The sequence below is a fragment of the Pigmentiphaga litoralis genome (assembly GCF_013408655.1).
GTDB classification, from domain to species: Bacteria; Pseudomonadota; Gammaproteobacteria; order Burkholderiales; family Burkholderiaceae_B; genus Pigmentiphaga; species Pigmentiphaga litoralis_A.
In genome coordinates this window covers 4,234,812-4,248,517 of sequence record NZ_JACCBP010000001.1, presented here as the reverse complement: position 1 = coordinate 4,248,517, position 13,706 = coordinate 4,234,812, and the positions used below count along the sequence as shown (strand labels likewise).

Annotated in this window: 12 protein-coding genes; 1 reads left to right on the top strand and 11 read right to left on the bottom strand. The window is 68.8% G+C overall.

From position 1 onward, the window contains the following. Nucleotides 1-2: 2 nt before the first annotated feature. From HD883_RS19350 to HD883_RS19300, 11 genes are all read right to left on the bottom strand, one after another. Nucleotides 3-377, bottom strand: a complete 375-nt coding sequence (locus HD883_RS19350; protein ID WP_218863082.1) for a LysM domain-containing protein — start codon at nucleotides 375-377, stop codon at nucleotides 3-5. After that, nucleotides 377-1,045, bottom strand: coding sequence for a hypothetical protein (locus HD883_RS19345; protein ID WP_179582452.1), 669 nt, complete (start codon nucleotides 1,043-1,045; stop codon nucleotides 377-379). The genes HD883_RS19350 and HD883_RS19345 overlap by 1 nt, the downstream gene beginning before the upstream one ends. Continuing rightward, entirely contained in the window at nucleotides 1,042-1,677 is a 636-nt protein-coding gene (locus HD883_RS19340) for an SMI1/KNR4 family protein (RefSeq protein WP_179582454.1), read from the bottom strand. The genes HD883_RS19345 and HD883_RS19340 overlap by 4 nt, the downstream gene beginning before the upstream one ends. Then, nucleotides 1,667-4,150, bottom strand: coding sequence for an eCIS core domain-containing protein (locus HD883_RS19335; protein WP_179582456.1), 2,484 nt, complete (start codon nucleotides 4,148-4,150; stop codon nucleotides 1,667-1,669). The genes HD883_RS19340 and HD883_RS19335 overlap by 11 nt, the downstream gene beginning before the upstream one ends. Before the next feature lie 326 nt (nucleotides 4,151-4,476). Beyond that, nucleotides 4,477-4,776 carry a hypothetical protein gene (locus tag HD883_RS19330; RefSeq protein ID WP_179582458.1) on the bottom strand — a complete coding sequence of 100 codons (300 nt, stop codon included), beginning with the start codon at nucleotides 4,774-4,776 and terminating at the stop codon, nucleotides 4,477-4,479. Then, nucleotides 4,773-6,836, bottom strand: a complete 2,064-nt coding sequence (locus HD883_RS19325) for an ATP-binding protein (protein ID WP_179582460.1) — start codon at nucleotides 6,834-6,836, stop codon at nucleotides 4,773-4,775. Before HD883_RS19325 ends, HD883_RS19330 begins: the two co-directional genes overlap by 4 nt. Continuing rightward, on the bottom strand, nucleotides 6,833-8,197 hold the full coding sequence (locus tag HD883_RS19320) for a DUF4255 domain-containing protein (protein WP_179582462.1): 1,365 nt from the start codon (nucleotides 8,195-8,197) through the stop codon (nucleotides 6,833-6,835). The genes HD883_RS19325 and HD883_RS19320 overlap by 4 nt, the downstream gene beginning before the upstream one ends. Beyond that, a complete protein-coding gene (locus tag HD883_RS19315) occupies nucleotides 8,194-9,363 on the bottom strand; it encodes a hypothetical protein (protein WP_179582464.1) in 1,170 nt (389 codons plus the stop codon). Before HD883_RS19315 ends, HD883_RS19320 begins: the two co-directional genes overlap by 4 nt. Continuing rightward, the gene (locus HD883_RS19310) at nucleotides 9,360-10,145 is read right to left on the bottom strand and encodes a hypothetical protein (protein WP_179582466.1); all 786 of its coding nucleotides are present in this window, start codon (nucleotides 10,143-10,145) and stop codon (nucleotides 9,360-9,362) included. The genes HD883_RS19315 and HD883_RS19310 overlap by 4 nt, the downstream gene beginning before the upstream one ends. An 11-nt stretch (nucleotides 10,146-10,156) precedes the next feature. Continuing rightward, on the bottom strand, nucleotides 10,157-10,684 hold the full coding sequence (locus tag HD883_RS19305) for a phage tail protein (protein ID WP_179582468.1): 528 nt from the start codon (nucleotides 10,682-10,684) through the stop codon (nucleotides 10,157-10,159). A 68-nt stretch (nucleotides 10,685-10,752) separates the two neighbouring features. Beyond that, entirely contained in the window at nucleotides 10,753-12,384 is a 1,632-nt protein-coding gene (locus tag HD883_RS19300; RefSeq protein ID WP_179582470.1) for a phage tail sheath family protein, read from the bottom strand. Nucleotides 12,385-12,463: 79 nt separating this feature from the next. On the opposite strand from HD883_RS19300, the gene HD883_RS19295 reads away from it, so the two are divergent. Further along, nucleotides 12,464-13,642 carry a helix-turn-helix transcriptional regulator gene (locus HD883_RS19295; RefSeq protein ID WP_257022316.1) on the top strand — a complete coding sequence of 393 codons (1,179 nt, stop codon included), beginning with the start codon at nucleotides 12,464-12,466 and terminating at the stop codon, nucleotides 13,640-13,642. Nucleotides 13,643-13,706 lie beyond the last annotated feature (64 nt).

Here is a 13,706-nt window from a genome sequence, read left to right as displayed (position 1 = left end):
GGTCATTCCCCATCGCTGACTCCGGCCACGCCTTCAGGCAGCGTGATGGCCACACCCGCACCGGGTTGTTCCAGGGCATCGGCAATCACGGCTTCGGGCAGCATCGCGCCATTGCCATCGGCGATCCGCCACCATTGCAAGGGATCGCCCAGGTGCTGCGCGGCGACGGTATCGAGCCTGTCGTCGGACGCGACCGCCACGGTCTTCAGCACGCTGAAGGCCGCTGACGGAGGCAGAAAACGCCGCCGCAGATAGACCACGGTCATGCCGTCGGGCGTGGTCATTTGCGCCGTGGGCACGCCGTAGTAGCGGCTGCCGGGCGCATGCGGCGCCGGCGTCAACGCGTTGGCCTGCAGGAATGCCTGAACCGGATCCATCACCCTGCCCCCCCGATGCCGCCTATCCCCATCGATGCAAAGGTGCCGGGCTGCGCCTTTGCCGCCAGGGCTTCCTTGCCCTGCAGGTAGGCCAGGAACAGGCCGCCGCCCTTCGATGAAAAGCCCAGGTCGTCCACCGACATCACCCGCATGCCCAGGCTGACGCGTGCGCGAATCGGATTGAGGGCGGGGTCGAATGCTTCTTCGGTGATCGAAAAATCGCTGAGCCGCACGGGCACGATGCGGTGCTTGCCCCACACGAACAGCGTCAGCGGCGCCAGCATGGGCGCGATCTCCAGCACGCCGGAATTGGCCGCGCGCTCGACCCCGCTCAGTTGCGACATGCCCGGCTGCACCAGCGATTCAAGCAGGGCCAACTGCGGCGCAATGCCATAGGCTGTCGCGTCGGGATGCTGCCCCGGTTGCTCCAGCTGATCGGTGGCGTCGATATCGGCGTCCAGCTTGATCGTCTCGACCGCCGGCCCCTTGAAGCGCAGCGGTTCGGTCCGCCCGCCGCCATCCGATCCGGCCGACTGTGTCTGCAGCGTGCGGGTCAGGGAATCGGCGTTGTACTGCAGCGAGATGACGCGCAGCAGGGCCGCCGTCTTGGGATCGACCAGCACCAGGCCGCCCTTGACCACCCGTGGCGAATTCGGAAAGCCGGTCATGACAGGCCCCCCGCCGGCCACAGCCCGACGCCCCGTTCGTGGCGGTACCGGCCGGCCATCAGGTCGCCCGCGGCTTCCGCGATCCAGTCGGCCAGGCCGGGGTACAAGGTGCGCCGCTCGGGCGCATCGTGCGCGTACAACAGCAGCTGTCCCACCGTGCCGCCCGGGGGCGGCGCCTGATCGATGCAGACCAGATCGCCCGTGCCGCACTCGCACAGCGGGATCCACGCGTAGTCCCACCAGACCGCGGCCACGGGGCCCTCGGCGCGCACCGGCACCACCGACAGCAAGGACCGCGCGACCTCGGACAGGCGCTGCACCTCGGCGCCAATCTCGGCCGCCGACAGCATGCGCCAGCAGGTCGGTTCCGTTGCACGCATGGGCAACGGATAGCGTCCGTCCGCCCCGCCGTCATGCCGCCGCAACAGCGTCTCGACCGACTCCGGCACCAGGCCACCCAGTTGCTGCACCAGCATCGACAGCCCTGCCACCGACACCGGCGGCCGGAACCCGGGATCAAGCGGCGGATCGGTCGCGTCGTACCACTGTTCGATGCGCTGCCACGCGTCGATAAGGCGGGCGGTGTCGTCGGGGCGGCGCGCGCCGCGAGGGGTCAGGTCGTCAAGGCGCATGATTGTTCTCGTAGTAGTTCAGCTGCTGGCCGGCGCGGATGGCGTCGATGCTCCAGCGTTCGCCATCGAATCCGCCAGCCATCACCACGGAATCGAAGCGGATGACCTGGTTTGCCAGCGCGGGATCGTAGGCGACCTGGATGGCCCGTTCCGCCGCAATGTTGGCCGACAGTTGTGGCCCCGACGACCCGTTGGCCGCGCGGTCCAGCAGCTCGAAGTTGTCGGGCTCGTTGTACAAAGCGCGCATCGATTGCGGCGTCACTTGCAGCTCGATGATGTGGTCGACTTCCATCGCCTTGGGCCCCGTGCGGGACCAGTTCGGCACGCGGATGCGGCGCTCCCCTTCCTCGCCCACGAACCCCATGCGGTGGCCGCGGTCGTAGACCCCTGAAGGTATTCCATGGGAGCCCCCCAGCCGCAGCGCCATATGCCACGCTTCGAGCTGACCGGGATTGCCGCGTTGATAATTGGGATCGGACTGCAGCACGCCAAGATTGCCGCGGTACCGCGCAAGATGCGGGGCCTTCTGCTGCGGCAGGCGCAGCACGAAGGGCGGACGCCGCCGGGGTTGAGGTTGCGGTTGGGGTTGCGGTTGCGTCGTTGGCGGAGCCGAAGGCTGGGCGCCGGCTCCGGGTGCCAGCGGCACGGGAACGGGCTGCCGGTTCGCCGCAGGTGCCGGCGGCTCGACCGCGGGGGCAGGTTTCACCGGGGCCGGGCGCGGCTTGGGCACGGGAAGGTGACGCAGATTGGTCAGCGGTGCGGGTTCCGCGGGCGCAGGCTGCACCAGTCTCGGTCCAGGACGTGCCGGCATCACGTCGGCATTCGGGCGAAACTGAACTGCCGTCGCCGCGCGGCCCGCCGTCGGCCCCGACATCCCCGAGGAAGCGGATGGCGCGCGCGGCGCCGCTGGCGAGGCAGCAGGCGCTTCAAACGGCAGCAGCTTGCCCATCGGCGTATCCAGCACCACTCCGCCCTTGGGCGCGGTCGCCAGCAGCCGCTCGGCATCGGTCAAGGCCTTGGCTGCCGGCGGCAGGCCCTTGGGCGTGGGCAGCTTGCCGCCGATCAGCAGCGACGCAAGAAAAACCAGCAGGTCGACCGTGACCGCGCCCATGCGCTTGCCGAACTGTTCGGCTGCCTGCTCGATCTGCGCGTCGGCGGTGGCAGCCTCGGAAGCCGTCATGACATCGCTCCAGGCTTCAGCCAGATTCATGATGGTCGACACCGTAAAGACGCCTGTCGACAGCACTGCAATAGTTGTTGCCGCCGCGGCCAGCTTGGTAAACACGGGTTCCGGAAACAGCCACAAGGCAAGGTAGACCCCCACTGCGGCCACCAGACTGCCAATGAACATTTTGTCGGTCAGCAACGCCAGCAACTGATCGCCCGCACCCGCCGGCATGTACTTGACCGACCGCCGGATCGCATCGGACAGCCGCGCGGCCGCGGCCCGTTCACGCGCAGTGTCGGCGTCGCCACGCGGGCACTTGGGTGCCTTCATGGCGATGCGGTCCTCGGCACTCAAGTCCACGTCCGGACCGGTGTAGGCCGACTCCTTGCGGCACGACTTGTTGTACTCCGCCATCTGTGCCGGCGTCTCGACCCCCGACCGATCCCCATTGAATCCGCCCACGATGTACACGCACAGTTTGTGCTGGTACAGCGGCGAACAGTCATCGGCATCTTTCTGCGTCAGCTCACCGGGCGTCACGATGGGAGCGGGCTGCGCGGGCTGGGTCGGCGATGCGGCCTGCGGTCCTGCAGCCTGCGCCGCCGGCCGGTTGCACACATCGGCCACACGTTCACCTGTGGCGGCGGCCGGGCCCCGTTCCAGCAGGTAGTCCGCTTCAGTCATCTGCCCGATGTTCGAGCACAATCCCGGCCAGGTCCGCGCGGCTTCGTGTAGCTTGGCGCGATGCGCACGCGACAGGTTCTTCAACACCTGCCGGATCACCGTTTCCGGCTCGCCATTCAGGTGCTCGGCCGCCGTGGCCCAGTCAGGCTCAGGCTTGCGGTTCATGGCGGCCACATAGGTCTTCATGCTGAACAGCGTGCGCATCACCGCCCTGCGCCCCGACCACGGCGACTGCTGCACCACGTGCGCAAGTTCATGCGCCAGCACATGCCGGCTCGCCGCGCCATGCAGGTCGGACGCAGACGGCCCGAGCACAATGTCGGCGCCATGGGCAAACGCGTGCGCACCGGCCGTCCGCGCAAGCGCCTGAGCGTCGGCCCCGCGATGCAGCCGTGCGTGCGACAACTCGGGCCGAAGCGTCGGTGAAAATTTCTGCAGCACACCGTGCGGCACCGGTTCATGCGGCGTGGCCACCCCGGCCGCCACGGTGGCTTGCATGAGGGGATTGGTGTCGGTGGCGACGTGCCGCGCCGCGCCGCGGGACAGGGCCGGTGCGGCGACCGGTCCCGCGCGGACATGCGCGTCAGCAAACCGATCGGCTTCCTGTTCGAGAGATGCCACGCTGCTCGCGCGTGATGCATGCAGCGGCATCGACGCAAACGACCGGCGCGCGGGCGGGCTGCAGTGTGTGCAGGCGTGGGTCGCCGCCGTGGTCGACATCGTCGCCAACCTGTCGCCCGCAGCGTGCGCATTCCCGCCGTCGCGTGTCGATGCCGAGGGCGGGCGGGTCCGGTGCGATGCCGCCGCCGTGTCGCGCCGTTGCGCCTTGCCTGCCTTCGCCGCGCAGGCACTGCATGGACTGGCCGCGTTTCTGGATGTCGTTGTCGATGACAACGACACGGCCGACGTCCGTGCCGGCGCGCTCACATGCCCAGCCGATGCGCCGCTCATGGCAGCCACCCCCGCACAATGCCCTGCGCCACGCTGCTGCCCAAGGCCGCGGGGGAATGGCCGGCGGTCACCTGGATCGGGGCGCGCGCATCTCGAGTGCCCCCCTCTGCGGCACGCGACCCCGACACACCCGCCTGCAAGGCAGCGACCACCGCCGCTGCCGAAGGCAGGGCATCGACGCGTTCCCTCAAGGCGCTCGCCAACGTTTCCTGCAAGGCCCGCGCGATCGCCTCGCCTTCTGACGGGTCGATGCCCTGCAGCCTGAGCCGGTCGATCCGCAGCACGATGCGTGTCATACCCACCCCCGCGTTTCCGTGTCCGACACGGGGCGGTCAAACCGTGTGCCGTCCGTGCGCACGGCGTTCAGCACATGCGCCATCGTGACCGCGCCGCCGTCCGCCGCAGCCAGGAATGCGGCGCCCAGGGCCATGTTCTGGATCTGCCCGCCCGATGCCTGCAGCCGCGCCAGCTTGTCGAACGCCAGATGATCGGTCGGCGTGGCCGCGGGAAACGCGCGCCGCCAGATGGCTTCGCGCTCGGCGGTTTCGGGAAACGGAAACTGCACCACGAACCGCAGCCGCCGCAGGAACGCGCTGTCCAGCGCCGCCTTGTGGTTGGTCGTCAGGATCGCCAGGCCGCGATAGCTTTCCATCCGCTGCAGCAGGTAGCTCACCTCGACATTGGCGTAGCGGTCATGGCTGTCGCGTACTTCACTGCGTTTGCCGAAGAGCGCATCGGCTTCGTCGAACAGCAGCACCGCCCCGCTTTCTTCGGCCGCGTCGAACACCCGGCGCAGGTTCTTTTCGGTTTCGCCGATGTACTTGCTGACCACGCCCGACACGTCCACGCGAAACAGGTCCAAGGACAGTTCCGTCGCCAGCACTTCGGCCGCAAAGGTCTTGCCCGTCCCGCTGTCGCCCGCGAACAGCACCGTGATGCCCAGCCCCCGCCCGCCGCGATCGGCAAAGCCCCACGTCTCGAGCACCTGCCGCCGATGCCGCACGTGCGTCACGATCTGCGCCAGCGTGGCCTTTTGCGCCGCGGGCAACACCAGGTCATCCCACGTCGCCCGCGCCACGATGCGATGCGCCAACTCACCCAAGGGCGCCGACGCCCGTTCGCGGCATGCCCGCCACAACGCGCCGTTGGCAGGCAAGGCCGCCGCCGCCGCGCTCGCGATGCCGCGCGCGCTGAGCCGGAACTGCGCGGCCACGGCCTCGATCTCTGCCTCGCGGTCTGCTGCTGCCTGCCCCAGCGCGGCCGTCCACAACGCGCGCTGCCCGGCGGCGGATGGCCGGTCCACGGCGTGGAAGCGCGTGTCCCTGCGCAGCGCAATCGGCGTGCGCGCGCCCATGAAGATCAGCCCGTCCACCCTGTCGGCAAATGCCCTGGCGCGCGCCACCACCGACGCGTCCGGCAGCGCCGCAGACCCGCCCGCACCCTGCCCTGCTACGGCCGCCGCAGCATCGTCGTCGCAGGCAATGAACAAGGCGCCCGCGCCCAGCGCCGCTTCCCGTTCCCACAGCACGGCCACGTCCGCCAATTCGGCAAGACTGCCCGGCAGACCTTGCGCGTCCAGCGCATGCACACGCAAGCCCAGCACCTGGGCGCAACGTGCCGCGACGTCTTCCCGGCCAGAGGCGTCATCGCCGTGTAGAAACAGCAAAGGCGGTGGCCTGGATGGGTCTTTGGTCGCCGCGGCATCCTCGCCCACGTCCGTTCGAGCATCTTCGCCGGCATGCCACGCCAGATCCTCCGTTCCGTCGTGCGATGCCATCAACTGCTCCGCGATCGCCTGCGCCAGCGCGGCGTGCGGCTCGGCCAGCAAAACGGGGGGCGGCAACGCGCGCAGCAGCGGCAGCAGCCGCGCATCCATCAGGTTCATGCCGGCCAGGTAGTGCAGCACGCGTTCATCCAGCCGCAGCCGCGCGTTCACCAAAGCGCTGTCGGGCTCGACCTCGATCAGCCGCCACCGGCGCAGCGGCTGCGTGCGCGCCAGCGCGCTCCAGTGCGGATCGGGCAGCAGATTCAGCGCCAGGCCGAACGTGGCCCACGGATGCTGCGGCTGCCCGACGGCATGGCCGCACAGATCCGCCAGTTCGGCATCCATCTCGGCGCCGGCCACCAGCAGCACCAGCGACCGCTCGAACGCACTCAACGCAAACGCATCGGCCAGGGTGTCGATCGGCGCGCGAGCCGGCATGGCGGCACGCGCGGCATCGAGCGCGGACGGGTTTCCGTCCCATCCCGACGCCGCGCCTCCCGGCATCAGCCGCGCCTTCAACACGCCAAACTCCGCCCCCAGCAGAGCCTGGTTGGCGGCTGTCCACGCGTTGATGCGGTCGGGGGCGTTCATGTGATCTCTACCCGTTGATCCAGAAACGTGGGCGTGGCCGGCGGGTCCGCCGACAGGTCCACGATCGGGCTGTCGATGCCGTCGATCCGCAACCGCGCCAGATGATTGCCAATCGGTGCATCGGGAATGACGAAGCTCAGCGTCCGGGCCGGCAACGATCGTTCACGCGGCAGGTATTGCGCACTCCCCAGCACCAGCACCGCCTGCTGGCCCGCCCGCAAGGCCGGTACGAAATCGATGTCGAACGATGCGCTGCCGGCCGCGTCACGCGTCACCGTCAGCGGCAGGTTGGTGATCTGCGGCGCAAGCACCAACGACACGTCATTGGTGGATCGCGCCCGCGGTTCGGTGGCCGGCGTGGGAGGCGGCGGCGTGGGCGGCGCGGCCGGCGTGATCCGCGCGCGCACCCGGTACATGCCCACGGGCAAGGTGTCGGCCAGTGCCGCGTCGAGCTCAAAGCGCACGCGCGTTGCCCGGTCATCCGCCAGGGCAGCCCCCGCCGCCATCGCCATTACCACCTGATCGATCTGATAGCGGTCGTGACTCAGCACCACATCGCGCGCGGTACCGTCCAGTCGTTGGCCTTGAAGTTCGACCACGTCGCCGATGCGTGCCACGGGTTGCCGCAGCGGCGGCACCGCCAGGGTCAGCATCGGCACGGACGCGGCCAGTGTCGGCTCGACCACCACGCCGCGATCCCGGCCCGTGACGGGGTCGACCGTTCCGCGGCTCAGCACCGGCAAGGGCGACCGGGTCGGCTCATTGGCTTCGATCAGCACCACCGACGCCACATAGCCCGCCGTCGGCCGGAAGTGGCTCTGGATGGCGGACCACAACTTGGACGAGTCTTCACCCGTCAGATATTCCGGCACGACCTTGATCAGTTCCACCTGATCCGCCAGCCCCGATGCCGCCAGGGCACGCAACGCCGGCGTTGCCGCGCCACCGCCCGCGGGCACCAATGCCGCGCGGATGCGTTCACGCGTCAGCACCGGCGTTTCGTGCAAGACCTGCATGGCGACGCCCAGCAGCATTTCCGCATGCAGATCGCCCCCGCTATACGCCGACACCAGGTAGTGCAGATCGAGCGCCAGGGGCGCATTCGACAGCCGCATCTTGCCCGACACATCGCGCGACGGCAGCCCTTCGTTGCGCCAGCCCATGTTGGGCGTGACCGAGTACAGGAACAGATTGAGCTGCGAGGTTTCGGACGCGCTGCCCGGCACCACGCGGTCGGGCGCCAGCACGCTGACGGCCGCCGCACTGCCCAGCACGCCGCTCAGGTTCGCGCGGATCAGCCCATCGTTGAGCAGGTCGCGCAGCACGGCCGTGACGGCTGCAATGGCCAGTGCGGAGCTCATGCGCCGCTCCGTTGACGGCGTGACAGATAGGTGTCGAGCGACATGGCCGTGGCCGCTGCCGCAGGCGTCTGCACCGGCTTGGCGGCAGGCCCACGCACGGCCATGACATCGATGCGGCCGATATGGATGGTGATCTCGGTGTCCGCCCCGCGCGCGGAGGACGTGGCGAGTGATGTTGCAAGTGAGGTGGCAAGTGACGTTGCAAGTGAGGAGGAAAGCGCGGCTGACTGCGCCGCCTGTGCCCCGGCCATGTCGGCGGCCAGGTCTTGCGCGATGGCGCGCACCATGGCCGGCACGCGCGAATCCTTCAGTATGCCGACAGTGGATGTCGACAACGATCCGCTCGATGCCATCAGGCGCGATGGAAAGGCGGCGTCATGATCGTTGGCAAGCGTTGCATTGAACGCATGGATGGCCTGGAAGACGTCCGACGCGGCGCGGCGGCTGGCACCGGACAATGTGCCGTCTACGCCATCAAAATCCTCGGCGCCGCCTGCCCTATTGATCCCGCCCCGCGCTGCGTTCATGACCCCGGACAGCGTGCGTGACGCCCCCGATCCATCGGCGCCCGCATTGCCCATGACGTGGCCTGACGACGATGACGCGTCACCGAACGATTCGGCACCGTACAGGGAACCCGCCTGCCGGCCCAGCAGGCGCGCAGGGACCGCGCTGCCCGTGCGTGCCGACGCGCGCCATGCATCGCCGTCAACACCGTTACCGGGGCCGACGCCCGCACCGCGTCCGCGGCCAGCCGAATCACCGCCCCATGCGTCACCGCCCCGTGCGTCACCACCCCACGCATCACCGCTCCATGCATCCCTGCCCTGGACATCCCGCACTTGGACATCCCACCCTGGGACATCCCGCCCTTGAACACCACTGCCGCGCGCATCAAGACCCCCCGCGCCAGCGCCCGCTGCATCCAATGCCCGAGCTTCAAACGCCCGAGCCTCAGATCCGCGCGCGCCATCCCCCTGCAACGGTCCCTGCCCACCCCCTGCAAACGCACCACCCAACCCCGACCCCACGCGCGGCCGTCCACCCCCCCGCCCGTAAGCGCCGCCATCCGCCGCCCCCACCGTCCCGCCCAGCCGCGCATCCGCCCGGGCCGTCACCGCCGTGCCCGCCGCGCGCGCGGCCAGCCGATGCAGGACCCCGCTCATGGCGACACCATCGCCATATAGGCCGCCCGCCGTGCCGGGCCCAGGCTCAGGATCTCGTTCTCGGTCCACCCATACGCCACCGCCAGCACATGCACCATGCGCAGCAGCATCCTGCCCTGCGCTTCAATCTCGTCCCACAACACAATGCTGGCGTCCAGCGTGGCCAGCACCGGCTTGCCGCATTCGGTGCAGGTCACCTGCAAGCCCAGGTCGGCGCTGGGGTCCAGCGCGTCGAACACCGCTTCGATCTCGGCCAGGTCGGCATCCAGCAAGGACGCCGGCGCCGATGCGGTCATGCACCGCTGCAACAGCCGCCGCGCGCCCTCTTGCGCATCCGCCACATCGGCCACTGCCGCCAGATCGCGCAAGGTTGGCGGCCGCAGCCCACGCGTCCGTTCGCCGTCCGGCGCCCCGTCCGCCCTTAGATCTGCAGCCGGATCATCCGCTGGCCCGCCCCTTGATCCCTCGCCCGCAGTCGCCCCTTCCATTGGCAGCCCGCCCGCAGTCACCCCGTCCGGCAACACGTCCGACGTCATGACCGACACCGCCAGCCGCGCCCCGCAGAACGGGCAATCCACATGGCTGTCGATCCGCGCGCCAAACGTCGCCTCGCGCAGCCGCAATACGCTGCGGGTCACCTCCCCCAGCGGCAGGTCGACAATCGCCTCGGCCGGCAGATCGCTGCGCGCCCGCGCGCACAGCAGCGCACTGCGGTCGAGCGGATGCCGCTGGGCGCCCTCGTCCCACAAGGAAAGCACGTCAAAAGGCGTCAGCGCGCGCATGGCTCAAGCCGTCAGACGGCGGGCTCGGTATAGGTGGGCTCGGACGGTTCCACCACGTCGTAGTCGCGTTCCCACCCTTCGTTTTCCAGCTTGATGTGCTGGATCGCGATGGCGTTCGCGTTGGCGTCCAGATCGGGCAGCGCCTGGTATTCGGACACCCAGCAGCGATACACCTTGTAGGCCAGCACGACCTGTCCGGCCTCGTTGTAGACCTCGATGATCAGGTCCTTGCGGAAGTCCTTGAGTGACACTTCCGCACCGAGGCCCGACCCATAGTTCCAGACCTTGTTGGCCCACTTTTCGAACTCGGTGTCGTGCGTCACGCCGCGTTCCAGGGTGATCGCGTCGTACTTGGTGCGGCCCGGCGACTTGCGGGTGGTCGACGGATCGCCGCCTTCGCGGTGTTCGACCGGTTCTGTACTACGTTTGAGCGCGCCCACCTTGGTCACGCCGGCCACATAGCGGCCATCCCACTTCACGCGGAATTTGAAGTTTTTGTACGGGTCGAAACGTTGTGCGTTGACGCTGAACTGGGCCATGGCGACCACCTCTCGGTTGGGTCCGAAGCAAACATCGTGAAGCCGGAAAATACGGTGACCGGATCGCGTCAGGTCGCAATCTGCCCGGCCATCTGCTGGATCTGGATGACCACGAATTCGGCCGGCTTGAGGGGCGCAAAACCCACCGACACATTCAGGATGCCAAGATCGATATCGTGCTGCGTCGTGGTCTGCGCGTCGCACCGCACGAAGTAGGCATCGCGCGGCGACGCTCCCTGAAAGGCCCCCTGTCGGAACAAGCCCTGCATGAAGGCGCCCACATTCAGGCGGACCTGCGCCCACAGCGGTTCGTCGTTCGGTTCGAACACCACCCACTGCGTGCCGCGATACAGGCTTTCTTCAATGAACAGCGCGAGCCGCCTGACCGGCAGGTATTTGTATTCGTCGGCGCTTTCATCGGCGCCGCGCAGGGTGCGCGCGCCCCACACGATCCGGCCGTTCACGCTGAACGTTCGCAGGCAGTTGATGCCCAGCGGATTGAGCTGCCCGTTCTCCAGATCGTTCATGTTGATCTGCAGGCCCTGCACGCCGTTCAGCGACGCATCGAGCCCGGCAGGCGCCTTCCACACGCCGCGCGACGCATCGGTCCGCGCGATCACGCCCGCGATGATGCCCGAGGGCACGAAGGTGTCGAGGCGGCCCTCGCGCAGCGGGTCGGCTTCGCGCACGCAGGGGAAGTACAGCGCCGCATTGCGCGCCGACGGTCCTGACAGGTTCAGCGCATTGCGGCCCTGCATGGCGTTGCGGATGGATTCTTCGACCGGCGTGGCCCACGCCGGGTCCGGATCGACGATCAGCACGGCGCGGCGTTCCACGCAGTAATCCAGCGCCGCGCTGTACACCGCGGCCGATGGCATCACATAGGTTGACGGAACGACCGACGTGTCGCGGGCCAGCGGGGGAATGCAGAGCAGGTTGAACAGGTCGGCATGATCCAGCGCATACAGGCCGGTCTTGGGATCACGTTCGCCCAGCACCTGGGCATCGGTCAGCGCGCCGCCATCGTCGCCCGATCCCGCGTCCGCATCCACCCATTTGGGCTTGCGCAGGGGTCCGGTCCCGATGACGAATTCGGGTGGCCGATCGGGCGGCAGGTCGCCCTTGACGCGCACGTAGACCGACTCACGCTCCAGCACCTGCGGCAGATAGCGTGGGTCCCCCGGAATGAGCGAGACGGACCCGAAGCGCTCCAGCGCGAATTCGTCCCGGCCGGGCCGGCGCCGGTAGCGCACGACCAGATTGAAAGACTTTGACGGGGTCGGCGGGGTGGTGACCGGCATGGCCAGGTCGGTGTCGTGGTCCACCGTGGCGCTCAACCGGTTGCCCCAGGCGCCCGGACTGGACGCCTCCAACCTCAGGCCGACCGGCGGCGTGGCGTCATTGCCAAGCAGGATCGTGGCTGCCCGGGCCGTCTTGGACGCGACGCGCACGACCAGCGCCAGGGAGCCGCCATTGGCATAGAAGTCGCGCACGGCGTAGGCCATCGGGCACGCCAGATCGAGACCGCCGAACTTGCGTTCGAAATCCGCGAAGCCGGTCAGCATCTGCGGATCGTCGACCGGACCGGCGGCGGCACGGCCGACAAAGGCAGTGACCGACGTCGCCACGCCGGTAATGGTGCGGACACCGCTGGGGACTTCCTGGATGTAGACACCGGGATAGGACAAGGCCGCTGGCATGGAATGCTCCCTGAAAGGCCAAACCGGCCTATAGTCTCCCTCAGCTTTTCGCCGACGGGCACTCCCATTTGGGGGGGAAATGGACGGCGACCTGGGGGTGACCATGACGCGCATCGACACGGTTCATCGGGCGATCCGGCACATTTACGAAGCCGCGCTTGCGCCTGGCCAGTGGTCGGGCGCCGTCACCGCCGTGGCGCAGGCGATCGGCGGACACAAGGCCATCCTGAGCGCCCAGGGCAGCGGCGGGCCGGGCATGGCGGTGATGTCGGGCGGCGATGTGCCGCCGCCGTGGATCCGGCGCGAAGTCGAACACGGGCTCATCCGCTGGACCCACGCCAGCCCGGTCGGCAAGCCGCTGCGCCAGCATGCGCTGATGGCCGACGCGGCGTTTCGCAGGTCTGCGCTCTACACCGACATCATCCGGCCGGCCGGCGGCTTTTATGGCATTGCCGCGCCGCTGCTGCGACTGCCCGATCACCAGGTCTACTTTGCAGCCGGCCGGGAATTGGGCGCCGTGGATTTCAGTCCGAATGATGTGAACGCCGCGCGTCGCATCGTGCCGCATCTGGCGGCAGCCGTGCAGGTGCAGAGCCGGCTCGACCTGGCCGACCGCCGCGCCCGCGACGCCTACGAGGTCATCGCCCGGCTGGATTTCGGCGTGATCCTGCTGGATGCGCGCATGCGGCCGATTTTCGCGAACCCGCGCGCCGAACTGCTGGCGCGGGATGGCGACGGGCTGATCCTGACGCGGCACCACGTGTCGGCCATGTCCGCCAGCGACGCGCGGGCGCTGCAGGACGCCATCGCCGCCGCGGTCGGCGTCAATGGGCGGCGCAACCGAGCCGACGGGGCTGACAGCGTGGCGGCCATACCCCTGGCGCCGATGCGCCGCGCCGTGGCCCGCCGGCCGCCGCTGGCGCCGCTGGTGGTGCGCATCCTGCCGGTGGACGCGGCCGACGTGCCCGACGGGATCAGCACGGCCACCCGCGTGATCCTGTTCCTGATGGAACCCGATCGCCCGCCCGGCATCGACCCGGTGCTGCTGGCCACGACCTTCCGGTTCACGCGGCGCGAGGCGGCGTTGGCGATCCTGCTGGCGCGCGGCATGGACCTGGCCGAGGCGGCTGTGGAGCTGGGCATTGCAAAGGGAACGGCGCGAAGCTACCTGAAGCAGGTACTGGCCAAGACATATACGCACCGGCAGGCGGAAATGGTGTCGGTGGTGTTGCGGGTGGGGATGGAGGTGTCGCGGTGAGGCGTATGACGGCGGTACGTACGACGGGGATACGTATGACGCTAAGACCAGTGCCTTGCTGCAC